At 61.5% G+C, this 24,446-nt stretch carries 33 protein-coding genes; all 33 read left to right on the forward strand.

What is annotated here, in order from left to right; all coding sequences use genetic code 11:
- The first annotated feature begins 9 nt into the window (after window positions 1–9).
- Window positions 10–282 carry a hypothetical protein gene (locus HYT87_12995; protein ID MBI2060680.1) on the forward strand — a complete coding sequence of 91 codons (273 nt, stop codon included), beginning with the start codon at window positions 10–12 and terminating at the stop codon, window positions 280–282.
- The gene (locus tag HYT87_13000) at window positions 279–815 is read left to right on the forward strand and encodes a hypothetical protein (protein ID MBI2060681.1); all 537 of its coding nucleotides are present in this window, start codon (window positions 279–281) and stop codon (window positions 813–815) included. The genes HYT87_12995 and HYT87_13000 overlap by 4 nt, the downstream gene beginning before the upstream one ends.
- Complete coding sequence (locus HYT87_13005; GenBank protein ID MBI2060682.1) at window positions 808–1,089, forward strand: hypothetical protein; 282 nt, start codon at window positions 808–810, stop codon at window positions 1,087–1,089. The genes HYT87_13000 and HYT87_13005 overlap by 8 nt, the downstream gene beginning before the upstream one ends.
- Window positions 1,086–1,406, forward strand: coding sequence for a hypothetical protein (locus HYT87_13010; protein ID MBI2060683.1), 321 nt, complete (start codon window positions 1,086–1,088; stop codon window positions 1,404–1,406). Before HYT87_13005 ends, HYT87_13010 begins: the two co-directional genes overlap by 4 nt.
- Window positions 1,407–1,421: 15 nt before the next feature.
- Entirely contained in the window at window positions 1,422–2,132 is a 711-nt protein-coding gene (locus tag HYT87_13015) for a hypothetical protein (protein ID MBI2060684.1), read from the forward strand.
- A gap of 225 nt (window positions 2,133–2,357) precedes the next feature.
- Window positions 2,358–2,531, forward strand: a complete 174-nt coding sequence (locus HYT87_13020) for a hypothetical protein (protein MBI2060685.1) — start codon at window positions 2,358–2,360, stop codon at window positions 2,529–2,531.
- A 210-nt stretch (window positions 2,532–2,741) separates the two neighbouring features.
- Window positions 2,742–3,107, forward strand: coding sequence for a hypothetical protein (locus tag HYT87_13025; protein ID MBI2060686.1), 366 nt, complete (start codon window positions 2,742–2,744; stop codon window positions 3,105–3,107).
- 91 nt (window positions 3,108–3,198) lie between these two features.
- Complete coding sequence (locus HYT87_13030; GenBank protein MBI2060687.1) at window positions 3,199–3,984, forward strand: hypothetical protein; 786 nt, start codon at window positions 3,199–3,201, stop codon at window positions 3,982–3,984.
- A 46-nt stretch (window positions 3,985–4,030) separates the two neighbouring features.
- Window positions 4,031–4,285: a PRTRC system protein C gene (locus tag HYT87_13035; GenBank protein ID MBI2060688.1), complete on the forward strand. Its 255-nt coding sequence runs from the start codon at window positions 4,031–4,033 to the stop codon at window positions 4,283–4,285.
- A gap of 25 nt (window positions 4,286–4,310) precedes the next feature.
- Entirely contained in the window at window positions 4,311–4,559 is a 249-nt protein-coding gene (locus HYT87_13040) for a hypothetical protein (protein MBI2060689.1), read from the forward strand.
- Between the two features lie 59 nt (window positions 4,560–4,618).
- On the forward strand, window positions 4,619–5,362 hold the full coding sequence (locus tag HYT87_13045) for a hypothetical protein (protein MBI2060690.1): 744 nt from the start codon (window positions 4,619–4,621) through the stop codon (window positions 5,360–5,362).
- Entirely contained in the window at window positions 5,319–6,017 is a 699-nt protein-coding gene (locus HYT87_13050; protein MBI2060691.1) for a hypothetical protein, read from the forward strand. The genes HYT87_13045 and HYT87_13050 overlap by 44 nt, the downstream gene beginning before the upstream one ends.
- 25 nt (window positions 6,018–6,042) lie before the next feature.
- Entirely contained in the window at window positions 6,043–6,804 is a 762-nt protein-coding gene (locus HYT87_13055; protein ID MBI2060692.1) for a hypothetical protein, read from the forward strand.
- Window positions 6,801–7,868 carry a ThiF family adenylyltransferase gene (locus HYT87_13060; GenBank protein MBI2060693.1) on the forward strand — a complete coding sequence of 356 codons (1,068 nt, stop codon included), beginning with the start codon at window positions 6,801–6,803 and terminating at the stop codon, window positions 7,866–7,868. Before HYT87_13055 ends, HYT87_13060 begins: the two co-directional genes overlap by 4 nt.
- A 38-nt stretch (window positions 7,869–7,906) precedes the next feature.
- On the forward strand, window positions 7,907–9,769 hold the full coding sequence (locus HYT87_13065; protein ID MBI2060694.1) for an ATP-binding protein: 1,863 nt from the start codon (window positions 7,907–7,909) through the stop codon (window positions 9,767–9,769).
- A 142-nt stretch (window positions 9,770–9,911) separates the two neighbouring features.
- Window positions 9,912–10,661 (forward strand): phosphoadenosine phosphosulfate reductase, encoded by a 750-nt coding sequence (locus HYT87_13070; protein ID MBI2060695.1) that lies wholly within the window; start codon window positions 9,912–9,914, stop codon window positions 10,659–10,661.
- A gap of 264 nt (window positions 10,662–10,925) precedes the next feature.
- Entirely contained in the window at window positions 10,926–11,453 is a 528-nt protein-coding gene (locus HYT87_13075) for a JAB domain-containing protein (protein MBI2060696.1), read from the forward strand.
- Window positions 11,454–11,490: 37 nt separating this feature from the next.
- A complete protein-coding gene (locus HYT87_13080) occupies window positions 11,491–12,033 on the forward strand; it encodes a hypothetical protein (protein ID MBI2060697.1) in 543 nt (180 codons plus the stop codon).
- A complete protein-coding gene (locus tag HYT87_13085; protein MBI2060698.1) occupies window positions 12,030–12,449 on the forward strand; it encodes a hypothetical protein in 420 nt (139 codons plus the stop codon). The genes HYT87_13080 and HYT87_13085 overlap by 4 nt, the downstream gene beginning before the upstream one ends.
- Before the next feature lie 162 nt (window positions 12,450–12,611).
- Window positions 12,612–12,890, forward strand: coding sequence for a hypothetical protein (locus tag HYT87_13090; GenBank protein ID MBI2060699.1), 279 nt, complete (start codon window positions 12,612–12,614; stop codon window positions 12,888–12,890).
- Between the two features lie 161 nt (window positions 12,891–13,051).
- The gene (locus tag HYT87_13095) at window positions 13,052–13,579 is read left to right on the forward strand and encodes a nucleotidyltransferase domain-containing protein (protein ID MBI2060700.1); all 528 of its coding nucleotides are present in this window, start codon (window positions 13,052–13,054) and stop codon (window positions 13,577–13,579) included.
- A 139-nt stretch (window positions 13,580–13,718) separates the two neighbouring features.
- Entirely contained in the window at window positions 13,719–13,994 is a 276-nt protein-coding gene (locus tag HYT87_13100) for a HEPN domain-containing protein (GenBank protein ID MBI2060701.1), read from the forward strand.
- 341 nt (window positions 13,995–14,335) lie between these two features.
- A complete protein-coding gene (locus HYT87_13105) occupies window positions 14,336–14,842 on the forward strand; it encodes a hypothetical protein (GenBank protein MBI2060702.1) in 507 nt (168 codons plus the stop codon).
- A complete protein-coding gene (locus HYT87_13110) occupies window positions 14,843–15,181 on the forward strand; it encodes a hypothetical protein (protein ID MBI2060703.1) in 339 nt (112 codons plus the stop codon). It abuts the gene before it with no gap.
- Between the two features lie 199 nt (window positions 15,182–15,380).
- Window positions 15,381–16,163 carry a ParB N-terminal domain-containing protein gene (locus HYT87_13115; protein ID MBI2060704.1) on the forward strand — a complete coding sequence of 261 codons (783 nt, stop codon included), beginning with the start codon at window positions 15,381–15,383 and terminating at the stop codon, window positions 16,161–16,163.
- Window positions 16,163–16,891 (forward strand): hypothetical protein, encoded by a 729-nt coding sequence (locus HYT87_13120; protein MBI2060705.1) that lies wholly within the window; start codon window positions 16,163–16,165, stop codon window positions 16,889–16,891. Before HYT87_13115 ends, HYT87_13120 begins: the two co-directional genes overlap by 1 nt.
- Before the next feature lie 49 nt (window positions 16,892–16,940).
- Entirely contained in the window at window positions 16,941–17,906 is a 966-nt protein-coding gene (locus HYT87_13125; GenBank protein ID MBI2060706.1) for a hypothetical protein, read from the forward strand.
- Window positions 17,907–18,026: 120 nt separating this feature from the next.
- Window positions 18,027–18,281 (forward strand): hypothetical protein, encoded by a 255-nt coding sequence (locus HYT87_13130; protein ID MBI2060707.1) that lies wholly within the window; start codon window positions 18,027–18,029, stop codon window positions 18,279–18,281.
- 15 nt (window positions 18,282–18,296) lie between these two features.
- A complete protein-coding gene (locus HYT87_13135; protein MBI2060708.1) occupies window positions 18,297–19,046 on the forward strand; it encodes a hypothetical protein in 750 nt (249 codons plus the stop codon).
- Window positions 19,047–19,144: 98 nt separating this feature from the next.
- Entirely contained in the window at window positions 19,145–20,083 is a 939-nt protein-coding gene (locus HYT87_13140; GenBank protein ID MBI2060709.1) for a class I SAM-dependent methyltransferase, read from the forward strand.
- A complete protein-coding gene (locus tag HYT87_13145) occupies window positions 20,080–22,443 on the forward strand; it encodes a DEAD/DEAH box helicase (protein ID MBI2060710.1) in 2,364 nt (787 codons plus the stop codon). Before HYT87_13140 ends, HYT87_13145 begins: the two co-directional genes overlap by 4 nt.
- Before the next feature lie 28 nt (window positions 22,444–22,471).
- A complete protein-coding gene (gene dnaN, locus HYT87_13150) occupies window positions 22,472–23,620 on the forward strand; it encodes a DNA polymerase III subunit beta (GenBank protein MBI2060711.1) in 1,149 nt (382 codons plus the stop codon).
- Between the two features lie 15 nt (window positions 23,621–23,635).
- Complete coding sequence (locus HYT87_13155; protein MBI2060712.1) at window positions 23,636–24,442, forward strand: hypothetical protein; 807 nt, start codon at window positions 23,636–23,638, stop codon at window positions 24,440–24,442.
- Window positions 24,443–24,446 lie beyond the last annotated feature (4 nt).

Consider the following 24,446-nt stretch of genomic DNA (forward strand, 5'->3'; position numbering starts at 1 on the left):
AGGGCTGCCATGAGCGCAAAAGAAGAAGTCATTTGTGAGGCGCGCAATGCCGCACATGTCACCGAAGATGCAGAAGGGGTCAATAAGGGTTTCGTGGATGACGCCGACCGTCATCTTTTGGAGCTTCTTCTGATCCGGGAAAACGAGGCTATGGAAAGGGGACAGGTCGCCGACTCCGTGATTCGAAAGATCCTGGAGTCCGGGTTGGAATGTTTCCGCCGGCATCTGCCGGGAAATATCCGGGCCGGAGAGCGCGGGGACACGGCGCAGGAGACGACATGAAAAACATCGAACGAAGCACGGGGACACCGATTCGCGTGAACGGGCTCCCCACCGGGTTTCTTGCCGGGGGCGGTTATTCAGGATGCACGGACAAACTGGACCGAACGGTCCAAGCGGCGGCCGAACTGCTCACGCGCGAATTCGGATGCAAGATTCAAATCCGGTTCAATTCCGACCGGGAAAGCGGCGGGGCCTTTATCGAACCGCCGCCGGCGGGCGAGTTGGGAATTTGCGCGGGCTATTTGCTCGTGCCCCCGAAAGGAATGAGCCGGGGAAAATGGATGGGCCTTCCCATCGGAACATGGCGCGAGGTCGGACGCAAACGGTTTTACGTGGCGTCCAACGTCGGAGTGGGGATGCTTCGAAATCCTCTGATGGCCGATAAGGGATACGTTAAGGACGAGACGGATCACCGCTATTCCTACCGATTCCACCGCAATATCGCGGGTGCGCTTGTGTGGATTCTCGAACACGTGGATCGGGCCACATGGACGACACTGCACACAACCGGGAAGGAGGAGATCAATGGCTGACGCCTTCCCCGGCCGTATCAGTCATGAAAAGTCGGCGGCAAGCAACGTACTGACCCATACCCCGTACCGATTCTTGTATCAGACGACACCGCGCATCGGCGGTCCCGGCTGGGCCTACGGGTGGGTGTCCTATCAGAATCCTTCCGGTCTGCCGGGCCTTGTTCGATCTTTGGAAAGAGAATCCCGGCGGTTGGGAAATGAATGCCGGTTCCGGGCCGACGAAGTGCATTCGGAAGATTTCGACCATCCGGACAATAAGAGGGGAGGACAATGAAACCGACCAAAAAGGAAAAAGCCTGGCTCAAGAAGGTGCAGGCTCTCACCGACGAATGCCCGGCCTGCGGGGGATCCGGTCGGGCGGAGGAAACGGTTGAAAACGAGAATCCTTGTCCGGTGTGCGCGCCCGTGCGGATTGCCGTCCATCGAATCAGGAAGCTGGACAAGCCGCTCGAATCTTTCTCGCTCTACAGCGACGATGACGACGTGGTTCTTTTCGATACCGAGCGAGCGGCGTCGAGAGCAAAGGCCCGATGGGAAAAGGCCGCAGCAAACCACGTTCGGGGTCCTTATCGGCATTTCGGTCGAATCTAACCGAAAGGAGAAAAAATGATTCTCACTCAACGCGCATTCGACAGCCTCTCCCTCGCCATCGGGCGGGTGGCACAAGCCCTGGACGCGCCGACCTATCGGCCGGCCTTCCTGATTCCGAGCTCGGTCTACGCGCTGACGGACCTGGCGCTCAAGTCGGGTTATCCGGAGTACCACGACAAGGTTCACGTCGCAGACGGGGAAAACCACGTGGCGTTCACGGTGACGAACGGCAACGCCATGGTACGCGTGACGTTCCCGCGCGAGACCGTGGAGGAATATCCAATGTTCGACGGCGTACCGGCAACCACGCTCGATTCCGAAGCAGTGCTTCCCGTCGATACGTTGAGGGCGTTCCTCAAGACCGCCAAGGATGGCCCCAGAAGCCTCCCGATCCTGAGGAAGGTCGCCTGCGCAATCAACGGCGACATCACCTTCGCCCACACGGACTTGACCACACCCAAGGTGGTCAAGGTACCCAAGTCCGACAAGAAGTTCCCCGTTGTGGACAAATGCATTCCCAGGAAGAAGCCCGTTTTCAGCATCCACCTCAATCCGATCCTGCTGGTTGAAACGCTTCAAGTCATGGTGAAGACGCTATCGGAGCGGCCCGTTCAACCCTGTTTCACGTTCGAGTTCTACGGCGAAGAGCAGCCCGTCCTCATCAAGGCAAAGAGCCTGGATTCAGAGACCACGGAACTGGGACTCGTGATGCCGATGCGCGACTGATCATTCCAGATGAACGAGGGTATGGAAAGCGTCACGAACAGACCGGCAGGGCAAGCCGAAGAGGCAAGAGGGCCGCACGGCCTTCATCCGAGGAACAAGGAGAAGAGACCTATCCTGAAAGAAGCCGCAAGCATAGGGCAGTCCATCGTAGAGGAGGATTTTCGGTGGAGCTTGCAATCCAGCCGAGGATCGATTCGGCGTTCGGCCCATAGACTCATGGAGCACATGCTGCAAGGAGCCGAATTCGAGGAGGTGTGGAAGGAGTACGCCCGCCTTTTCTGGACGGATGCGATCGACCCGCCGGTACAGAGCGCCGTGAAGGAAGGACTGAAAGCGTACTGCGCAGGGCACAATCCCGCAGCCTATGGGGGAATATCTCACCCGGAGCAGGGATCATGAGACAACAAGGCGTGATCGGCGGCCCGCACAGGCGGCCCGCCGGAAGAAGGCAAAGAGAACAGACAGCGGAGAAGTTGCGGCGCGCCCTCAAGGCATTCATGGCCGAGTATGACGCGCCAGGCCGGGAAAATAGAAAAGAGATCAGGCTTGGACGCGCAGCCCTGGCCGGGACCAGGAAGCGGCAGAAGCACAACCGGAAATGAGACCCCGATGAAAAGGATCCGACCCATCGTCAATCCAGACCTTCGACGCGCGCTGGAGGCATTCAAGGACCGCCCCGGAGGGGACGGGCGCTACGTTGCCGCGTACTGGGAGCCCAACGGGGATGAACTATGCCTGGACAACGGGAGGCGGCTCGAATGCGGCCTCTCGGACAACTGGGCGTGGCTTCGATTCCTGCGGGACCCGGCAAACCGGTACGAGCTTGAGAAGGTACAACTTGGTAACAGCGAGCACACGGCCAATGACTGGGTCGTGTTCGACCTGAAGACGAACGTCGTCTTCGTCGCCGATGCCGGAGGAGCAAAGGCATTCGTGCGCCGCCCCCTTCGCTACGCTCCGGGGACGGCGATATGAAAAATCATGGGATCCATGCGCCGCCAGTGGGCGCACTGAAATCAGATGGAAGAAAGCACTGCCGACAGGGCAGCAGGAAGGAGACCTCAAGATGAAAGACCAGGAAACACAGGTTGAAGCCCGCACGGGCGAGGAACCGGAAAAGCCAACCGATGCATCCCCAGTCGGTGGGGAATCATCGCCCCATACGCCGGGCACTGGGGATGATGAGTCGAATCGCGACGAGACCGCCACGCCGGTGGACCCGTCCTGCGCAGTCCTTCCTTCGCCCGCCGAAGCGGGCTTCGCGAAGGCGGGAGCTGCTACGGAGGGGGAAACGACGGAGACAGAAAAAGACAAGGCTGAGACGGACACGGACGATGAGCCCGCTGACGACGTACCATCCCCGGCCGCGGCGGCCGGCGGCGAGGCGCAGGCACTGCCAGAAGGCGAGCGAACCGGAAGGGAAGTCATCCCCTCCGCTGCGCTCCACGAACGAGGAGATGAAGAATCACGGGGGCCTTGCGTCGTCGTGACGCTTCAGTTTGCGGACCAAGGCGTCTTGATGGTGGTCTCGTCAACACTGGCCGGGGCGCCCGTCCTGGGACCGCGCAAGGTCCGGGCGGAGGACATGGGTGAGACACTACGGAGCGTTGTGGCGGGTTACCGACTCGACCTGGAGAAATTCAGGCTCGAGAAGAAAGCCAAAGAGGAAAAACAGGCCCGAAGGATCAAGACGAACACGGCTTCACGTGCCGGCATCACACCCAGTGCGCCGGCGACGAAAGCGGCGGTGCATACGGCCGGCCAGGCCACGGCTGGAACGCCCCCCGTGACAGGATCTCCAGAGAACGGGCCGCCTGCCGGGACAAAATCGGGTCAGCCGAGCCTCTTCTGAGAGGACAACGAACCCATCCGGAAGAAAAGGAATACAGGAGCACAAGATGGAAACACCACAAGAAGGCAAGACCAAAGAAGCACCCCCATCCCAGGGACAATTGGAAATGAGGAAACGGGTGTTCGTCTACGACGGCAAGCGATTCCCCGATCCGGATCCCGGCGCAAGCATCACGCAGGTGCGGGACGTCCTGCGCGGGGCGTTTCCGGAGCTGGCCGAGGCGGAGACGCAAACCAACACCCTGGCGGACGGCACGGAGGAGATCACCTTCCGGAAAGTCGCGGGACGAAAAGGCCGCTAGAAGCCGTCGTTCGGCGGCAGCGGCCATGGCGAAAACGGGGGCGATCAGCCGGATCCTGAACGGACTCATCAAGGTCCCGGCCGACCCCATGAGCGAACAGGTGTGGGAGTTCCTCAGAATGGAGCCCTCGGCAGGAGAGCTGATCAAGCGGGGCGATGAAATCCTGCAAGCCGTCCGAACGCTCGAAAGGCGAGTAGGGGGCGTGGAGGCCATCATCAAGCGAATCCAATGCACTCGGGCCATTCCTTCGAAAACAACGCCGCCAGGCCTGTAAGTCTATCGGCCATCCGGGGACTCCTTCTCGCCGGCACCCACCGGCTGAGGTACAGCTGGATGGCAGAACAGCTCGAGTCCCTTCTTGAGGTAAAGAACTTCCTGCTGGCCGCGCAGCGCCACCTGCCGGCCCGGGCCGAGTACCTGGGAAACGTGCTGCGGCAAAGAGGAGCGCTCAGCTGCTTCCTGGAGTTCTTGAACGCCCTCAGGGAGGAGGACGTTCTCCCCATACCGGACTACATGGGCGAAGAGGCGGATGAGATCACGACGACGATCCCCCTCAACGTCATGGGGATCCATTACGACTCGCTTCCGGACTTCGGGAAAGCCGCGTGCCTGGCGGCGGCGATGTGTAGCGACGACCCGTCGTTCCTCGGTCCTCTCCATGACGCCGCCTGCGTTCCCCTGCGAGAGGAATTCTGCGTCTGGGGCGGAGTCTGCTCAGGGCAAGAAGACCTCAAATGGCTGCGAGGCGTCAAAGCCGGGCGGCAGTGGAGACATCTCCCAAGCCTCCTCACCTGGGTGCTCAAGAAGGGCGGGAACGCGTTTGTCGACTACTCCGATGAGGAGTTCTGCGAGATGGGGGAGCCGAACTGGGACGACATCGATCACGTGGTGAAGGAGTACGCCCGCGCCAGGAGCATTCTCGGCCGCGCGACCTGGATGCGCGACCGTGTGGATGAAGGAGGAGCGCCCCGCCTCAAGGAAATGGCCTGCATCCTTGAAACGGGGATGAACAACTTTCTGAAGGGACGATTTCATGACAACCGGCAGCTCACTCTTTGGCCTCATCCCGGACATTGAGCACGCGGCTCAGGAACTGCGGGCCCGGATCGACGTCTACGACGAATCGATCCACGTGGCCGTCCGGTCCGAGCGGGGAATCCGCCGTATGGAAGTCGCACCGGAAGATCTGGCGCACGCCTTCCAGGGAATCGCGCTCACAAGCGGAATCCTGCCCAAGGGCACGGTCTTCTGGGCATCGCGAGGGACCGGGACCCGAATCGGCGTCGAAATCCCACCGGGCCGCCGGGACGTCACGTGGCGGGAAAGTAGCGGGCGGATCCGGTCGGGTAGGATTCCATATCCCCGACTTCTATTTATCGGAGAGGAGCGGTCCTACCGTCTCTACGCCCTCAAGAGCACACCACTGGAAAGGTCCACCGTCCTTTGGGAGGCGCCTTTCCCGAACATCTACGCCGACGGAAGGATCTGCCGGGGAACAGCGCCCTTCCCGGACGCGCATCCGCAAACGATGATGAAAGCCTTCGACGTCTTCATGGAGAGCGAGTTCAACGCGGACCTGTCGGGAAGGCGTTGCCATTCCTACCCGGAAGACGTCCGACGACTTTGGGAGGGAATACGAGGTCGAAGGCGCTTCCCGGAAATCCAGTTGATCAAGACGCACCTGACGCTGGGAGACCTGATCGGAAAGGACCATGGACCCGACTTGCGATAGCCAAACTCGAGCATGGCTCAGAAGCTTGGTGGACTACCACGTCTACACGGGAGAGTCGCTGCCGCCCGTTGCAAGCCTGGCGGGATACGACTACGTGCTGGCGGGAAACGGCCTCTTCAAGAGGGCACAGAACGCGCTCCTATCGGCGACCATCCGGACGGCCGCGTTCAAAGCGCCGCTCCTTCCCACCTTGGAGGAAAGCCTGTCGCTGACGCATGGAAGAGTTCCCGGAAGGCTCATGGGACTGGCACTCAAGGAGAGCCGAGAAATGGCGGAGGAGATGTCGCCGCGCGAGACACTCTTCTTGATCCGGTACGATCCAGAGGCGCAGACGTATACCCTCGAGCATCCCGAGACGGAGGTTGGCACGTTCGCCGGCGTGGAGTACAGGGTTGAGGATCCCACAAACATTCTGGTCGACCTTCACAGCCACCACAATATGGCGGCCTGGTTCTCCGAAACGGACGACCGCGACGAGCAGGGACTACGAGTGTACGGAGTACTGGGACGAGTCGGCACACGGCCGGAGCTGGCGCTGCGAGTGGGCATCTACGGACACCATGGTGCGATTCGAGCAGAAGACGTTTTCGATGGCGTAACGTCACTCGTGGAAGAGGACGGGGGATCCGAGCCGCGCGATCTGAAAGAGGAAGCCGGGAAAGGAGATCCGACCTCCCGGGATCCCGACACGGAGGGAACACTGGTCCTTACGGGGAAAACCGCACAGGGACTATTCGAGCAGCTCAGAAGGTGCTGGGAAGCCCTGACCCCACGAGGACGAAGATGAAAAGAGGGGGACAGGTCATCGTCCCCTCCGCTCCGCTCCACGGACGACGAGATGAAAAATCATGGGGGCGTTGCGTCGACTTTTCGCCTCTCTGGAGAATGGTCTTCAACACACGAGCAGAGTTTTCGATTCTCCACGTGGGCTGCGGTGGAACAGGCAGTTTCCTCTCCGGAAGCCTGGCGAGACTCGCCCATACGGCGAGGAGAACAGGACTAACCCTCGACGTCGTATTCATCGACCCGGACACGGTCACGGAAGCAAACGTAGGACGCCAAAACTTCTGCCCCGCCGACGTGGGGCGTCCAAAGGCAGAGGCTCTGTCGGAGCGGTACAACCGGGCGTACGGGTGGAACAGCACGGCGGTGGTCGAACACTTCAAGGTGTGGGCAAACGACCATAAAGCCAATCGACACATCGGGGGACTCGTTGTCGGCTGTGTAGACACGGCGGCCGCGCGCCGGGAAATCGCGGAGTGGATCCAAGGAGCATGGGGGGGATGGTTCTGGCTGGACCTCGGCAACCACCGGCTGTCGGGACAGGTGCTTTTCGGAAACTTGGCGCGCAAAATCGGTCCCCCCGATCGAGTGGAAGGAGTTCGACTCCTGAAAGGTCTGCCGCTTCCCTCCTTTCAACACCCCGATTTGCTACAGGACGAGCCGCAAGAGGCCGGGTCGGCCATCCTAGCCGCTCCCGCCTTCGCGACTCGTGCTACGCAGCGAAGCCCTGCTTCGCAGAGTGGCAAGCCCGCTACGGCGGGCGAAGGAAGGTCCGGCACCGCTTCCGCGTCCTGCGGGCGGAGCGACACACCGACGTCCTGCGCCGCGCGCATCGAGCGAGGCGAACAGGGGCTGTTCGTCAACCAAATGGCCGCGGCCGTAGGGGCGGAGTACCTGTACGACATGCTGGTCACGGGGGAGATGAGGCGCTTCGCCACATACTTCGACCTCGAAAGCGGTTCGATGAGATCGCTCGCGACAACTGAGGCCAACCTTCGGCGGTTCAGCCGCCGGGAGAGAAAGCAGGACGGCAGCAAAGCGACCCCACTTCAGGCAGCCGCCGCATAGCCGGCGGCACACCCATCACACGAAAGGACAGGACAATCATGCCAGAGATTTGCGCGTCAGTGGATCCCAACATCATCAGGGAACTTCCACGGTTTTTCGGCAGCTGGGTCTGCGCCCTCGGGGAACTCCTGCAGAACGCCTACCGTGCGGGGGCAGGGAAAGTCGATATGATGGTCGACAAGACCTCAGGGCTCCTGTCGATCACGGACGACGGCGCGGGCATGGAAGAACCGGGAGTCCTTCTCCGGGCGGGAGCCAGCGGCTGGAATGGCACCGTGGTGGATCCTGCAGGGCTGGGATTTTTCGCCCACCTGGCCTTCGTCACGCAGACGTGCGTTACATCGGGACGCCCGGGGCGACGATGGCGTCTAACTCTGACGCCGGAGATCCTAAGCGGAGGGCCGGCGACCTGGGAGAACGTGACTGCGACGGAAGCGCAGAGCGGCACGCGAATCGAGCTCACGCTGAAACCCGGAGCGATCGCACTCAAGGACGAAGAGGTTGAGGAAACCGTCCGATCGGCACGAGCCTACTACCCCTTCAGGCTCACACTGAACGGACGGGTCATCGAGCCCCGGAGCCGGTTCCAACCGCTGCTCACCGTAGAAACGCCGGCGGGACCGGCCAAGATCGGTCCGCGACCGGGAGCGTACCGAGGCGGATTCCATGCCGTATGGGAACACCGCGTGATCGGATCGGAGATCGGCGGATCCTCCGCCTTTCAGAACGGGATGCAGGCGGCCGCGAAGAAGTGCCGAAGACCCATGCTTGCGAAGGAACTCATGTGTCTGCATTGGGAGTGGTTTGTAAGTCCCGACTGCGGGGTGAGGCCCAGGCTTCCGGAGAGGAGCGAGCTGATCGACAACGAAGCCCTGAAGAACGCCTGCGGGTCTCTCCTTGATGCCGTCGTCACCATCGTTGAAAAGGCGATCACGGGGGCCGGTGACCTGCCCGACAAAATCGGGGCAATGGACGACGATCTGTGCAAGCAGCTGGGCGGCGGACTGCTACCCAAGGAACTGATAACCGGCATCTGGCACACCATCTGGGAGGAGCTCATACCTGGGTACGTCAGGGTAAGCTGGAATAATCCCACGGACTTCGAGTGCTGGTACCGGGAAAACAACGGGATCATGGTCCGGCGATTGGGAAGGTATTTCTATACGCGCAGGGCCGTCCTGACCAGCTCGTCCGACCTGGAGCAGACACTGAACCTCCTGGGACACGATACGTCGTTCATACCCGGGGCCGTGAGCCCCAGGGTCATCATCAGGGGGCTGAGGCAATCGAACGAAAGCCCCGATGTGGCCTTGGCGGAGTCGATCGAGGTGGAAGGAATCGGGTCGATTCCGTTCATCCTGAAAGACGTCGAGGAAGAGCGTGCCGAAGCGCCGTACGCCGAGGACGAGTCTGGGAGACCCTTGGAGGTGGAGAAGCTCATCGTGTACGCAGGCAGCCCGGAAGAGTTTATCCGGGTGCTCGAAGGGGGCGACGAACGGTTTTCAAACGCGTTCTTTCTCGCCCGGCACTACTTGGGGGACGAGTGGGAATGGTGCGACGTCGATGGCGAGGACGTCTCCATAAGTCACGGTACGATCCGCGAGGAACTGATCGAACAGGTGACCAAAGGATTCCGTGCTGATCGGCTCCAGGCCACCGAGCGGTATTTCAAGACGAATGCCGCAGTGGACCGGGTACGAACGGTTCGGGAGGACCTGAGCGCGGCCACGAAGGAAATCGCGCATCCGTTCATGTCCGACAAGCGCGAGATCGAGGACTTGCTCGAAACGGCGGCGACTAATCTTAGGAAGGCCGAAAGACTCGTCCTCAAGGAATGCACAAGACTCAGGAAGGAAGCCGGGATGGCCTCCTCAGAGGAGGCGGGCGGCGTGCCGGCCTAAGAGGCCGGTAGCGCGAGCTCGGAACAGGTCCAAGAAGAAAACAAATGCCGGCGGCAAGCCGATGGGCCGCGGGACATGAGACGGAGGAACCACGCGAAACGGACGAGGAAGAGGCCCCCTGATCGTAGCCTTCGGAGGAGGCGTGAACTCGACGGCGATGCTGATCGAGATGCACGCCCGGGACATCCGCCCGGACCTCATCCTATTTGCGGACACCGGCGGCGAGCGGCCTGAGACATACGCCCACATCATCGACTTCAATGAATGGCTGACAGACCACGACTTGCCCGGCATCCAGGTCGTCCGGGCCGTCCGGCGAAACGGCAAGACGCACACGCTCGAGGAGAGCTGTCTGAGACTGAGGCAGCTCCCGTCGCTGGCGTTCGGCGGGCACTCCTGTTCGCTGCGGTTCAAGAAGGAGCCGCAAGACAAGTACGTCAACCACTGGCGGCCGGCCGAGGAGGCGTGGCGCAGGGGCTCCCGGTGCATCAAGGCCATCGGGTACGACGCCGGCGAGACGCGCAGGACGTTCCGTGTCCCGGAAGACGATCGGAAATACGAATGGTGGCACCCGCTCGTGGAATGGGGACTCGGACGGAGCGAGTGCATAGAGATCATCGCACGGGCGGGCATCCCGGTACCGAGAAAGAGTTCGTGCTTCTTCTGCCCGGCCATGAAGAAACCGGAAATCCTGGGTCTCAAGGAGGAACACCCGGATCTCCTGCGAAGGGCGCTCGATGTGGAGCGCACATGGCAGGAGAGCGACCATGAAAAGAAGAGCACCCGCGGCCTCGGACGCCGGTTCGCATGGAGCGAGTTCATGGCGGCGGTAGAGGCAAGAAACAGGACGCGAGGACTCTGGGAGGAAAAGGAACTGCGGGCTGCCGCATGATGGACGCGGGAGGGTAAGCAAGGAGATGAGCCGGCGAACATGAGGGTACACACGCAAAGCGGCGGGCAAATGGCGCTCCTGTGGGGTGCCGATGGAAACCGCGCCCCCTGCACTTCCCCCTCCGTAGCAGCTACTGCGGAGGACGGGTCGCTCCGGGGACGAAGAGTGGAATCAGCTTACAGTCCTTGCGCCGCGCCAGTCGTTTCCGCGCCTATCCTGACAAGTGAGCCGTCTGGATACGGAAGGAACGGGGCGCAGGAGCCCGTGCGAAAGCTCCTCCGGGAAATCCACGTGCGCTTCGAAGAGAGGAAGAACTGTGAGTTTGTCGACCCCGGGCGAGTCCTTTCGTCAAAGGACGCGTACACGGCCGTCAAAGCGCTTGCCACATGGGACCGCGAAGCCCTGGTCACTCTGTTTCTCAGCAGCCGGTGCGACGTCATCGGCTACGAGATCAGCGGCGTAGGCGGAATCAACGCGTGCGGGGTCCGAGTGAACGGGCTCCTCCGAAGCGCGGTCCAATGCGGTGCAGCGAGCCTCATTGTCTGCCACAACCATCCGTCCGGAGACCCCCAGCCGAGCGAAGAGGATCGGAAAGTGACCGTTCAGATACGGGATGCGTCCAAGATTCTTGAGCTGACGCTTCTCGACCATATCATCATCGGGCACGACAAACATTTCAGCTTCGCAACGGAGACGGAGCTCCTCAAGACGGACAACAGACTTCAGCGAAGAGCTCGCCGGAGAAACAGGCCACGAAGGGCGTCCTGGTCGGTAGGGCCGCTCGGACTGTAAGGAAAAAGAGAGCAGACGCATTTCACGGGAGAACCACATGACGGGGTATTCATGCAAACTCGACATCACACTGGGCGGGATTACGCCACGGGAGGAGGGCTGGCTTAGAAAAGAGCTTGAACCACGCCCCCTTCGCTCCGCTCCGGGGACGATGAAAGGAATTGCCATCGGGTCGTTACATCGTGTGGAGGCAGATCGCGGGTTCCGCCGGAAATGCGGAACCCAGTGCTGCGCCTGGCCGCCCTTCTGGTGGTCCCTCGTGACAAGCTCGACGGTCGCCGCCAGGAAAGGACGGCAGAACAAGGTCCTTCGGGTCCAGTGCGATCGAAGCTGCGCCATCCTGCCCCTCTGTCGGCTGATTCAACGTTTTCTAAAGGACTTCCGCCCAAAGGAGTGCTTCGGGTTTGGGTGGTCGCACAACATAGTAGAGCTGGCAGGAGATGCGCCGGGCGGTGGGGCCGCCTTCATCACGCCCCGGCGAATCGCATACATCAACACGGCGGGCTGGCTGCGAGTGCGAAAGGAAGCCTTCGCAAAACAGACGGATCGAACTGACAAGCGAAAGGCAGGTGTTTCGTGAGCGATCGGTGCCGTTTCGAAATCGAGCTGCGTGAGGAGGACCTCGAAGTCGCGGAGAAGATCCTGGATACGGAGCTTGACGTCATCGAGAAAAGATCAGGTCTCGGCGGCACAATCGTGCGAGCGGTGGATGAGTCGGCGGACGTTGGCCATTACCACGGACGGGACCGACTCGCAAAGACCGGCATGGTCTACCGGGGCCACCACGGACCCGGAAATGAATTCGGGGCATGCGCATTCGTCGGGTTTGGAGGCCGCGACCACGACGTGCCTGTCGACCACAACGGCACCCCCATTGTGACGGTTGGCCGGAATGGCAGGCCGCTAAAAAAGGATCTCGCGCTGATCAGGGACTACGAGACGGCGTTGAGGCGTGCAGCAGAGACCCTGGATGGTCACGATTCGAGAAAAGAGTGAGACGCACCAGCGGCGGCAGGGAAACGCTCGATTACTCGATGTCACAGTGCCATGGAGGGCAGAGCATGGAAGACGGCGTCGGCGGTCAGCAAGCCGCATAAGATGAGCAAGGCGCCGCCGGCGAGTCATCGAACCGTCCAATCAAGCGGGGAGGGAAGCAGCATGAAAATAAACCGTCCAGGTGTCATTGAGCTTGGGACGTTGGGCATCCGGATCGATCTCAGCAACGGGGGCGCCGGGACGATTCGTTCCGATCTACATGAACCCCAGCCCGATGCGTGGAGCCCGGAGGAGAGGGAGAGATGGCTCCGTTACGACGGGGCCATGCATGCGATCGAATCGTTGGTCCTCGCCCATGCCTGCGCGGGCGTAGACGTGATGGATGCCGCCTACATCGAGGGGATCGAGACGGCGGTTGAAGCGTGCTCAAACGTGTCATGAACCGCAGGCGGTCGGGGGCATGATTCGCAAGGCGTCGCGGAGCAGTGCGGTCACCGCGCCGCAGCTTGACGATGGTGGGCGCCTTCGGCGTCGTTTGATCCGGAGGACGTGCCTACGAAATTGCGTCCGTCCAAACCCAAGCGGGCAAAAGGTACGTATCGGTGTTGGCCTACAGCGCTCGGGGCCGGATCATCAGGCAGTTCCTCACCGATGCGGATGCCGCACGCGAAATCGGCACGATGTTGCCGCGGGTGGATGGCGGTCCGCCCGCTGCGGCAGCGATGACATTCCCCCATGAGCGGAGTATCCTTGGGAAAGGAACGATGAAGAGGAAAAGCCAATCTGTGAACGGAAATATCCGCAAAATGGTTCGCCGGATCGTCGCGCAATTCCGTCCGGAACAGGTCTACCTGTTCGGATCTCGTGCGCGAGGGAGCGCAAAAAAGGACAGCGACGCGGACCTGTTGGTGGTCATGCCGGTGAATGGGTCGAAGCGAGAGAAGCGAATCCAGATCGGGGTGGCTCTTCACGACATCCCGATGGCGGTTGATGTGGTTGTGGTAACACCGCAAGAGATGGAAAAATGGAAAGACATTCCGGCCATGATCCCCAGGGTTGCTCTCAAGGAAGGGAAGCTCCTGTATGCCCGAGCCTGCCTTAATCCGTCGGCAAGGGGTTTGATCGCGTAGGGGCGAGCTTGCTCGCCCTCTTGGCGGGCCGCCAAGGCAGCCCCTACGCGGCCCACCCAACGGGTGAGCCGGTTTCCCTCGGCAGCCGGGCGTTGTCTACGGATTAGGGGCCTGATGCCCTTCTTGAAATCGTGCGGCCTTGGGTGCAGAAGGCGGAGAACGATCTCAAAACGCGGCCCTGACGTTGCGCTCCGAAGAAGACTGCCCGACCGACACCGCCTGCTTTCATGTTCAGCAGTGTGTCGAGAAATACATCAAGGCCTTCCTGACGCTACGAGTGATTGACTTCCCGAAGGTGCATGACCTGAAACAGATCATTGCGATCTTGCCCGGTGATTGCAGAATTCCTTTCACGGTGGAGGAACTGCGACGTTTGACCGACTATGCCACGATGCGTCGCCGGGCGAAAGCCTGAGCGCCGAGAGACTGTTCGAGATTATCTCCAGGTAGATCCCCGACAAAGCCATGGAGGCGGTTGACCGTCGTCCCGTCTGCCTGTGCGTCCCTGCATGCAGACAGGTCGCCCAGTTGGCCGTTACGGTTCCATCCCCAGCATTTGAGCGTTCCATCGGAGGCCGCTCGAGCAGGATCTCGCGCTGATCAGGGACTACGAGACGGCGTTGAGGCGTGCAGCAGAGACCCTGGATGGTTCCGATTCAGCATCAGCGTAAAGCGTGCCACCAACGGCAGGCAAGCATCGGACACAAAGAAGACAGCAAACACTATGAAAAACCTTCCACAAGGAGCAAAGGCGACATGACCGTTGACACGCCTCCCGACCGACTCCATCGCAGGAGGGTAGGGGTCCACACCCCCGAGCCCTGGGTGGCCCGAAAGATTCCGGAACAAAACCGAAAAGGGAGAGGCGCACGCCCGCTCCTGGACTACGCTTTTGAAGTCAACCCACAGGAGATGTATGCGAAACCGGACGGCTCGCCGGCGTTTGTCATCTGCCGAATCCCGTTCGGCTCGGGTGAGTACCTCTCAGACCAGGAGGAAGCCAATGCGCAGCGAATCGCCGCGTGTGTCAATGCGTGCAAGGGTCTCGACTCGAGGGCGCTCAGCGAAGGAAAGCTGGCGGAGGTGGTCAACGCGATGGACCGTGTTCTCGACTGCCTTCGGGTAAACGTGGGACTCGGAGACGCCCGGCTCATAGGTGAGGAAACGCTGGAGAAAGCCCGTGAGGCCCTTGAGGCCCTGCGAGGCCCGGGGAGGGGACACTGGTGGAAAGCCGAGAGGGAGCGGGAAAGGAACGAGACATAAATGTCAACCGATGCGGACATGACGTCCGAGCCTGAGCGCACCCCCACGGACGCAACCAACAAACCGGATCTGCGAGAGTCCGTTATCCTCATGGAAAACATCACAATTGAGTCAGAGGGGACGGACGGAAAAGGTTATGAGAAACTCATTCGCGGTGGAGAGACCGTCGGGTATCTCCTACGACTGAGAAGCGGCTGGGGCCTCCGGCACTACAGCGACAAAGGGGGATGGCGCCTGGAAACCAACCCCGCAAAAGCACTCCAGATCATTCGGGGGGAGCGCACACCAAAGAAGCATCCCGCCACAACGTTGGCCCGCGCACCCGGACAGACCGAGTAGAAACAGAACAAGTCCACCCCCGTCCAGGCACACACCGTCAGGACGGATCCACCCCATGAAACCAAGAGCGAGAGACAGTTCAGCCAGGAACCGGAGAAACGAGATGACACCAATAGCAGCAACCGCGGAGAGCACTTCAGAAGTCACACCTCCCGGAGACCAACTCATTCTCATCGAGGTAAGGAAGAAGCAGGCTGCCATGCGGCGGGTCGCCGTGAGGGACATCGTCCTTTCCGGACCCGCGCCCGACGTAAAAAAGCTGGCCGACTCGATCGGTCGGGTCGGACTCCTCCAGGCGCCGACCCTTGAGGCCGCTGGCGACGGGCGCTACCGGGTTCGGGCGGGCCGCCGGCGCGTGTGGGCCCTTCGATCGCTTGGCTGGGAGATGATCGACGCAAGGGTTTACGACGAGGGGGACCTGAGCGAAGTGGAGCGCGTAGGGATTCTTCTCACGGAAAATGGGAACCGATCTGAAAACCCCGTGGCTGAACTGGCAGCGATCGAGAGGCTTGTCGCCTCCGGACTTACGGCAAAGGGCATCGCGAAAAGCCTGGGGCAACCCAGCACATGGGTAAAAGCGCGGCTCGCCCTTCGAAACCTCTCACCCGACCTACGGAAGGCGCTTGAAACGGGGACGCTGACGCTGAGCACGGCCCTGCGCGCAGCGAGACTCAATAAAGAAGAGCAAGGCGCCCTGGTCGAGAAATGGCAGGAGGAAGGAGCAGAACGGATCAGCCTCGACGCCGTGGAGGCCATGAAAAAGAAGGAACCGGTGTCCGTTCCCCTCCGGATGTTCGCCACCGACCCGACCAAAGGAAACGAGCCGCTGGAGCGGGTGCGAAGAATCAAGGAGGGCCTACGGGACCTTCTGAAGGAACTAAAGCACACGGGCAATGAAGGGGCCGCGAAACATGCGCAAGAAGCCTACGAGTGTCTTGGACGCCTGCGCGCGGCCCTCGAAACAAAGGAAGGAAAAGACTGATGGCACGAGCACTGGCCGTCCCGCGCGGTTGCGGGAGCCGAAAAGGGGGCGGCATTTACCTGGAAACGGGAATGAGCCCCTACGGGACCCCCATCGAGGAACTCCTGATTGACCCACCGCTCAGCGAGAAAGACGGAGGGTCCCCCAATTGGTTCAGACCCCACCGGTCCCCCATCCTGTTCGAAAAGGACGGCGCCTGGCATGTCCTCATCTGGGTGGGAAAAGAGTTCTACGAGAGCGTCTGGGATTTCATTGAGGAGGTGCGAGTCGCCGGCGTCTCACGCCGGGTACCGGAGCATCTCGATTTCTCCAAACTGACGGCGAAGTCGCGAATGTTCTTCGTCCACCCGACGGCTTGGACGAGGGCGGAGACCGAGTCGGACCCGCTCTGCTTCTGTCCCAAGAAACTCCACTTCACCCTTCGACAGGAGCCCTCCTGTATCGGGGGATCGCTCTATCTGACGCCCCCCACGCTCGTGGAGAACAAGACCAAGTGGAGAGGTCTCCCGTGCGGCCACCGGTACAAGGTCTGCGGCCTGGCGCCCGGTGACGACCTGCCGGGTCTTGTCGAATTGATCGCCAAGATGCAGGTCGGACCGGGCATGTTCCTCCAGACTGCGATCACGGGGATCGCGCTCGTGCGCAAACACGACGGCTCGTTCGATCCGAAGGTCGCGGAACATGTCCGCAAGGCGGAGCAGATCGAGGTGTTTGAAACGGACGCGTAGAGGCGAGCGGCCGTAGCCCGGGCGGCTGGAGCCGAACGAGAGGGACACGATGGGAAGGACAACGAAGGCTTGGGTCTGGACGAAGGAAATGGATGCCTTGCTGAGAGAAGCCTACCGTGTGCGTCGAAGAGGGATAACCGCCAGGCTCGAAAGAGACCTCCACGTCTCAAGGCACTCCATCGGGAAACGGGCACGGCACCTGGGGCTGACGCGACCGGCCGAAGCGGCGTGGACCCCAGCGGAAACAAGGATCATCGAAGAGCTGGGATACCTGAGCGTCTGGCCCCTGCAGAGAAGGCTCTTCAAGGAAACGGGCGTACTCCGATCGCTGGGCGCGATCGCCATGAAACGCAAGAGGATGAGGCTCCGAGGGGAATTCGGGGGATACACGTGGAGTCAGACCGCCGAAGGGCTGGGCGTAAGCCCCCATAAGGTCGCTCGCTGGTGCGAGGAAGGAAAACTGCGTTCCATCGTGAGGAACCCGGAGGCAAGCCATACGAGCGATGAGCGTCACTGGATCGAAGAGCGGGACCTGCGGTCCTTCATCATCGAGCATCCCGAAGAGCTAAGACTCGGTACCGTTGACGCACCCTGGTTCATCTCGATCCTGACCAAGGATGGCGGTGCGACGGCAGGCCAGGTACGCCGGACCGAACCCACGCGCAAGGATTTCACAGCGCAGACCACCGTCGTGCCGGCCCTGGCAGCGGAGCGGGCGGTCGCCGCCCTCGCAAGCCAGATTACGGAGACCTTGAAGGGGCGCGTGCCGGTCTATGTGTGGGCAAACATCACGGAAGAGATTCTCACGAGCGGAACGCTTCCGGCCGCTCGCCGGCGGCGGGTCATGGAGGACGATACAAGCGAGGAAGCGGCATGGGTACGGGCGCTGGAAGCGCTGCACCGACTACGGGAGCCGCTCTCCAAGCTCGGGGCGCAGCGGCTCCAGAAGGTCCTCTCCCTCGTTCGACTCACCCTGGGGGGCGTCCAGCCGGAGTCGCTTCTCGAAGCGGCCTAGCAACACAGCCCAAGCAGCACCCACTGTTCCGCATCGCCGAGGACCGCAAGCCACCCACCCATTCGGGAGCAATGGGGACGTCGCGGCCGTGCCACAGACCATTCAAGAGGAAAACCCCACATGAAAAGAGAGAACGATCCCCTTCAAAACCTCGTCAGCGGCGCCCTCCGCGGAGAACCGGCCGCCGAGAGATATTTTCGGGAGCTGGGCGAGAAGGTCGCCCGCACCATTATGGGACCCGCAACGCGAGGGGTGCTGGGGACCCTCCAGCAGGACCTCGGAAACGAAGGACCCGCCGCAAACGATCTCTTATTCCGGGCCGCCGCAACGTTCGGCCTTATCGAGGGCGGACGGATCCTGAGCGGGCAGCAGTAGGACCGGAGGCCCAAGTTGAAGAACCTTACTGCCTCGGAGAGCACGGGGACGGAGCCCCACCCGGAGAAACAAGAGACTCGATCATTCCTAAGAATCGGCGGGGCGCACGTTTACGTGGCGGATATTCTCACCCAGCCGGCAGGCAACATACATACACTCGTGCTCGCGCGGTTCTACGGGGCACGCGAGGCCGTCAAGGCCGTGGCTTCCGGGCTATGGCTTCGAAAAGAGGTCTTCTTTTGTCGCGACGAGAATGCGGACGGGAAAGTCCTCGAGCAACTGGAGCAAGACCACTACATATCGACCGAGGAGGGCATCGCGAGGCTCCGGCTTGAACTTGACCTAAAGTACGAGCGAAGCCACTCCACCGTCCGGACGGGCGTCAGCATGATGACCCTCCTTCACCCTCAGGCGTGCGGACAGATTGCCGAAGAAAGGAGCTTCTACGTCATCGTTCCAAGAGGGGAGGACCCTCTGGGAGCCTTCGTTCGCGCCGCCAACCGGGCCGTCACCATACCCATTCCGAGTCACCTCGCCGGGCCCCTCTGGAAACGGATGCAGACACAGAGAGACATCATCCCGCTACATGGGAGAGGACAGTTCGAAGGGTTCAGCGTCCGCACCACTCCCAGGATCAAGGAGGACGTCACGCGGATCGTCCGAGCGCAGGCGAAGGTCGTGAATATCGAAGACGCGCGACACGCCTCGAAAACTCCACCCCGAGCAAAGGGCCGCGGGGAGAGACCGATTCGCCAAGCGGCGTAAAACGCCGGCGGCCCTAGAACGAAAGGAGCAATCCCATCCACGGAGAAGGACAGATTCGGCTCGGATTTTATCCCGCGCCCCCCAAAGTCGTGGAGGCGTTGCGGACAGCGGTCCACAATCCCGGGACCACGTTCGCAGCCCTGGATCCGTGCGCGGGAGAAGGAGCAGCGCTCGCAGGTCTGACCGGCGGAACCCGGGCCATCACGTACGGAATCGAACTTGATCAGGTGCGGGCGCGGCGCGCCGGCGAGAAGCTCCAGCACGTGCTCCACACGAGCCTGTTCGACACCTTCATCGAACCCGGCAGCATCTCGCTCCTTCTTCTCAACCCGCCCTACGACGATGCCGGAGGCCGCCGGCTCGAGGAGCGATTCCTGCGACGGGCGTGGCCGGCACTGAAGCCAGAGGGGGTTCTCGTTTTCATTGTGCCGGAGATTCTCCTCAGAGACTACCAAGTACGCGTTGTTCTTGGATGCCGGTTCCACTCCATCAAGGCCTACCGTTTTCCCGAGGGAGAGTACGAACGATTCCGGCAAATATTCGTCATCGGCAAGCTGAGGGCCGACCCGGATTGGCACAGGCGTGAGCACGACATCCCGACCGAGCCCTTCGAGAGCTTGGGCAAACATCTTCGGGTTTCCGGACCCTGGAGCATTCCGTACGGAAAAGCGCTCTCAACCTTCACCTGCACGGAGGTCAGCGAAGATGACGTAAGGGCCGAGCTCGAAACGGGCACTTCGGCCCGGTGGCTCGCCGACAAACTGCGGGGAACCTTCGCGCAGATGGAACGACCCCTCATGCCCCTCAAGAAAGGCCACATTGTGCAGCTCCTCCTGGGCGGATTTCTGGACAACACGGTGATCGAGCTTCCCGGAGAGAAAGGTCCCAGGCGGGTGGCCGTCAAGGGATTTTCCCAAAAGCACACGCATACGTTCGAAGACGAGGAGAAGGGCAAGACGATCATCCGGGAATACATGCAATGCGGAGTCAATATCCTTGACCTCGCCACGGGACAAATCGAGGAGATGAGATTTTGAGCGCTGCCGTTGAAACCATCGGACAGGAAGGCCCATGGCCGGGACACACGCCCACGGGAGAACCCAGCGCCGGAGAGGACGGTCCGGTCGAGGTAAGCGGAAGTTCCGCCCTCCGGTTTATTGAAGAGCACGGAGACCTTCTCCTTAACCGTGTTGTAGACGCCTACCCCCCACTGTACGGGGGCACGGTACCGCCCGCCGTGGCAAACCACGTGGCCGGGCTGAAACGAACGCCTTTCCCCGCGCAGCAGCACGCGATCGCGGCGCTGTGGACGAGGCTTGGGGAGGCCCACGGGGTCGACGCGCCTTTTGTCGGCGAGATGGGCGTGGGGAAAACCTTGTGTGCACTCGCCCAGGCCCACATCCTAATCCAGGAGCAGTTCGGCGGCCTGGGGCGGATTCTCGTCTTATGCCCATCCCACCTGCTCAGGAAATGGCAGAAGGAGGCGCAGGACACGATCCCCGCGTGCGAGACCTACATCCTTCGAACGCTCTCCGACATCGACCATGTGTTTCAAGGGAAACTGAACGGTACCCAGGTCCTTCTGTTATCCAAGGAGACGGCCAAGTTGGGGATGCCACGGCATGCAACTTTCTGGCAAAGTCGATCCAAGAGGAACGGCGTCTTCTTCTGTCCCCACTGCGGAGCCGGTGAAATCACCTACCAGGACCCGAACCGCCCGCACACCGAGGACCGGGAGACCCATCCGCCCAATCCGGACTCGAAGAAATTCCCCTACTGCGCCGAGTGCGACGCACCCCTCTGGACCTGGACACGCCTGCCCGGGGGGAGGGCCCGGTACCCGCTGGCCGAATACATCGCACGGCGCCGGTACGGGATTCAAGTTTTCATTCCCGACGAAGTGCACCAGTTCAAGGGAGGCAACACGGCCCAAGGCGCGGCATTCTACCGGCTCTCGCGACAAGCGAAAAAGATGATCCTTGCGACAGGAACGATCGTCAACGGATACAGTTCCAGCCTCTTTTACCTGCTGTACCGAATCTCACCGGAGGTACGAAGGGAGTTCGGGTTCAATGAGGTCCAGCGATGGATCGAGCTGTACGGTTGCACGGAGAAGATCATCCACCACGAGGAGGGAGACGCGGGCATCGTGACACGCAAGCACGCGGTGCGCGAGACCGTGCGGGAGAGGCCCGGCATATCGCCGCTCGTCTTCAGGTATCTGCTGAATCGGACCGTGTTTCTCTCGCTTCGGGACGTCCACGAGGCCCTTCCCGACTTCGAGGAACTCCCCGTCGCCGTACCGATGAGCGACTCCCAGAAGAAGCTCTACGAGGAGATCGAAACGGGCTTCAGGTACCTCCAAGGCCTCGACCGGGACCCAAAAAGCATGGGGCTCTTCCTGCAGGTACTTCTCTCCTGGCCCGACAACCCGTGGAAGTCGGAAGCCATCGTCAACCGGGAGATGAAAGAGGTCTATCATGTACCCGCCCTTGAAGGGACAAGCGAAAGCCGGGAGCTCCTTCCCAAAGAGGAAAAGCTTCTCGATGTAATCCGTACGGAAGCCCGCCAGCGGAGGAAAGTGTTTCTGTTTGCAACCTTCACGGGAGTACGAGACGTCCAGCCGCGGCTTGCGGAGGTCCTCACGCGAGCGGGTCTGCGCGTGACTACCCTACGGTCCGACACCGTGAAGGCGGAGGATCGAATGGAATGGATCGAGCAGGCGTCGAAGTCGAGCGACGTGATCATTGCGAATCCCCGTCTTGTGGAAGTCGGTCTCGACCTGATCGACTTTCCAACGCTGATCTACTACCAGTCCGAGTACAACCTGTACACCTTGAGACAATCCAGCCGCCGCTCCTGGAGGATCGGGCAGACCCGGCCCGTCAAAGTCTATTACTTCTACTACACGAGGACCGCGCAGGAGAAAGCGACGGCTCTGAGCGGCAAGAAGCTCGCTGCCGCGCTGATGATCGACGGCGAGTCCATTCCGGAGCAGGGGCTGGCGGCCGGCGAAGGATCAAGCATCCTGTCGGAGCTCTCGGACGCGCTCATGAGAAATACGCAGCTCCCGGATATCCGCGAGATATTCGCGAAGTCCCGTGTCCAGGGAGGACTGAGCGCGCCCCGCACCAATCCCAGCGAATACCTTTCCCAAGCGGACAGTGGGAAGGCGATGCCGCCTGGTCGGCTGCACACCTCGCCCGAGAATGGATGGTCGCAAGGATTGGTGCGGGGCGCGTCGGCGGCCCTGCCTGCCGCGACGGCGCAGGCAGGGAACTCGGCCGAGACGGGAACCAAGGGCGCAGAGCAAAGCGCCATCAACCATGTCGGGACGGAAGAAGTACAGCCTCCCACACCCAAGGCCAATAAGCGGGGGCAGTTCCTGCTCTTCTGAACACCCCCATCGAAAGGAGACCCAACCCATGCAGTTCGAAATCACACCCACAAGCTTCCTTACGGCCTCGGCGTTTGTCGCGGGGCTGTGCAAAGGCAGAACGTCCAGCATGCCCGTCCTGAAGAACATGCTCATTCAATCAGCGGGGCCCGACCGGCTCGAAATAGCGGCCACGAACATCGAAACATTCGCCAAGGTGAGCGCCCCGGCCACCGTGGGCGCCGAGGGCAGCCTATGCGTCCCCGGAGACCTCATCATCGACATGATGCGGGAAGGAAAGCAGCTCAAAAGCCTCACGATGAAGGCACTCGAGAAGGGCCATGCCCGCGTGCATCTGGGCGACGCGGAGTATCAGATCGTGGGAATCGACCCGAACGACTACCCCAAGATGGAGGCGGCCCTCGGGGATACTCCCACGGCAAAGGCCGCGCTCCAGGGAGAAGCCCTCACCACACTCCTCAAGCGGATCTTACATTCAGCGCCACAAGACGCGTGCAACTCAGGGAGAGGCATCCTCCTCGAGTTCGAGAAAGGGCACATACGCGCCACGACAACCGACGGGCACAGACTTGCATCCGCGACGGCTGAAGCCGTGGTGGAGATCCAGCCCGGACCGGAGGGAGCACAGAACATCATCCTTTCGACGGAGTCGGCGCGCAAACTTGCCGAACTGGGGGGAGCGACAATCGGCTGGGTGGAGATCGTGGTCGGGAAAACAGCTCTCAAGGCCACCGCGGAGGGAAAAGACGGACTCAAGGTTACCGTTGGGACGAGGCTCATCGAGGGAACCTTTCCAAAATGGAGAGACGTCGTGCGCAAGACACATACGACGACGGTAACCGTCGAAAGGAACCATCTCAAATCGGGCCTTGAGCGGGCCTCGATTCTGGCCGGGCCCCTCACCCAGGGGGCGCGGATGGAGTTCACTGAGAAGGGGTTGGAAGTCACGCTCAAGAACCCCGACGCCGGCGAGATGAGGGAATCCCTGGCCGCCTGGCAGACGGGGCCGGACACCGCGATTACGGCAAACGTGGCCTATTTGCTCGACGCACTCGGCGGAGTGACGAATGATCAGGTGCAAATCGCGCTCGCCGGACCGGAGGGCGCTGTGGACATCCGGAATGCCGGCGACACGCAAGTCGGTTACGTCGCGCTCGTGATGCCGATGAGACAGTAGGGAGGATACAAAGGAATGGAGCAAGCAGCCAAGAACGAGGCAGCGAACAAACCGGCCACCCTTTCCCTTTGGGGCAGCGGGGACCCGGCAGCCGGGGCCGGCGCCGACCCGACAGTAGGCCCCCGTGCGGAAGGGGAGCGTGGGAAACCCCCGCTCGCTCTCAAACGCGGCGACATTTGGCCCGTGTTCACCGACCCTCAGCCCTGTTGCATCTGCAGCACGGGCGTAACACTCGAAGTCGAGAGGGCCTACGCATTGATCGACGGCAAGCCGGGATGGAAATACACCGCCAAAGGATGCTGCGGAAACTGCGGCGACAGCATTCGAAGAGATCTCCCCGAGATGACGGACGCGGCATTCGAGCCCCCCTACTGGGCAGGGGTCTTTCACGCGTACATCCTGGAGGAGATCTGGACTCCGGGTACACCCACAGTTCGGCAAGACTGCATTCGTCGGTACCTCCGCCACGAGCTTGGGGCAGGCGGTGAGGAAGCGGCTTTCCAAGCGGACCTCAAACACCTCGTGCCGCGCGATATATGGCCCAAGGTGAGCGACTTCTTCAGGCGGGTCGACCGGCGATGGGTCGTCCAAGACCCGGTCGGCGCGGCCGAGGTCATGACGCGCGAAGGCCGGTGGTGTTTCCAGGTCGAAAACGGTACGCCGCAGGAGGAACTGGCCGCTATTCTTGCCGCGCGGAGGAACGCGACGCACAGGCCGCCCCCTCCGCTTCACTCCGGCGGCGACGAGTTGAATCGCCATACGGTCCTTGCGTCGACCGTAGAAACGGCAACTTCGGAGGAGAAGAAAGACGAAGCCGCCTAAGAGC

This window comes from Nitrospirota bacterium (assembly GCA_016180645.1).
In the GTDB taxonomy this organism is placed as follows: Bacteria; JACPQY01; JACPQY01; order JACPQY01; family JACPQY01; genus JACPAV01.

Excerpts from the sequence above, each read along its gene's own strand:
- HYT87_13060 (MBI2060693.1), top strand. The coding sequence starts at position 6,801 with ATGAAAAGAGGGGGACAGGTCATCGTCCCCTCCGCTCCGCTCCACGGA.
- HYT87_13025 (MBI2060686.1), top strand. The coding sequence starts at position 2,742 with ATGAAAAGGATCCGACCCATCGTCAATCCAGACCTTCGACGCGCGCTG.
- HYT87_13080 (MBI2060697.1), top strand. The coding sequence starts at position 11,491 with ATGACGGGGTATTCATGCAAACTCGACATCACACTGGGCGGGATTACG.
- HYT87_13130 (MBI2060707.1), top strand. The coding sequence starts at position 18,027 with ATGAAAAGAGAGAACGATCCCCTTCAAAACCTCGTCAGCGGCGCCCTC.
- HYT87_13040 (MBI2060689.1), top strand. The coding sequence starts at position 4,311 with ATGGCGAAAACGGGGGCGATCAGCCGGATCCTGAACGGACTCATCAAG.
- HYT87_13110 (MBI2060703.1), top strand. The coding sequence starts at position 14,843 with ATGTCAACCGATGCGGACATGACGTCCGAGCCTGAGCGCACCCCCACG.
- HYT87_13115 (MBI2060704.1), top strand. The coding sequence starts at position 15,381 with ATGCGGCGGGTCGCCGTGAGGGACATCGTCCTTTCCGGACCCGCGCCC.
- HYT87_13155 (MBI2060712.1), top strand. The coding sequence starts at position 23,636 with ATGGAGCAAGCAGCCAAGAACGAGGCAGCGAACAAACCGGCCACCCTT.
- HYT87_13035 (MBI2060688.1), top strand. The coding sequence starts at position 4,031 with ATGGAAACACCACAAGAAGGCAAGACCAAAGAAGCACCCCCATCCCAG.
- HYT87_13005 (MBI2060682.1), top strand. The coding sequence starts at position 808 with ATGGCTGACGCCTTCCCCGGCCGTATCAGTCATGAAAAGTCGGCGGCA.
- HYT87_13120 (MBI2060705.1), top strand. The coding sequence starts at position 16,163 with ATGGCACGAGCACTGGCCGTCCCGCGCGGTTGCGGGAGCCGAAAAGGG.
- HYT87_13015 (MBI2060684.1), top strand. The coding sequence starts at position 1,422 with ATGATTCTCACTCAACGCGCATTCGACAGCCTCTCCCTCGCCATCGGG.
- HYT87_13105 (MBI2060702.1), top strand. The coding sequence starts at position 14,336 with ATGACCGTTGACACGCCTCCCGACCGACTCCATCGCAGGAGGGTAGGG.
- HYT87_13065 (MBI2060694.1), top strand. The coding sequence starts at position 7,907 with ATGCCAGAGATTTGCGCGTCAGTGGATCCCAACATCATCAGGGAACTT.
- dnaN (MBI2060711.1), top strand. The coding sequence starts at position 22,472 with ATGCAGTTCGAAATCACACCCACAAGCTTCCTTACGGCCTCGGCGTTT.
- HYT87_13010 (MBI2060683.1), top strand. The coding sequence starts at position 1,086 with ATGAAACCGACCAAAAAGGAAAAAGCCTGGCTCAAGAAGGTGCAGGCT.
- HYT87_13045 (MBI2060690.1), top strand. The coding sequence starts at position 4,619 with ATGGCAGAACAGCTCGAGTCCCTTCTTGAGGTAAAGAACTTCCTGCTG.
- HYT87_13030 (MBI2060687.1), top strand. The coding sequence starts at position 3,199 with ATGAAAGACCAGGAAACACAGGTTGAAGCCCGCACGGGCGAGGAACCG.
- HYT87_13050 (MBI2060691.1), top strand. The coding sequence starts at position 5,319 with ATGACAACCGGCAGCTCACTCTTTGGCCTCATCCCGGACATTGAGCAC.
- HYT87_12995 (MBI2060680.1), top strand. The coding sequence starts at position 10 with ATGAGCGCAAAAGAAGAAGTCATTTGTGAGGCGCGCAATGCCGCACAT.
- HYT87_13000 (MBI2060681.1), top strand. The coding sequence starts at position 279 with ATGAAAAACATCGAACGAAGCACGGGGACACCGATTCGCGTGAACGGG.
- HYT87_13125 (MBI2060706.1), top strand. The coding sequence starts at position 16,941 with ATGGGAAGGACAACGAAGGCTTGGGTCTGGACGAAGGAAATGGATGCC.
- HYT87_13020 (MBI2060685.1), top strand. The coding sequence starts at position 2,358 with ATGCTGCAAGGAGCCGAATTCGAGGAGGTGTGGAAGGAGTACGCCCGC.
- HYT87_13090 (MBI2060699.1), top strand. The coding sequence starts at position 12,612 with ATGAAAATAAACCGTCCAGGTGTCATTGAGCTTGGGACGTTGGGCATC.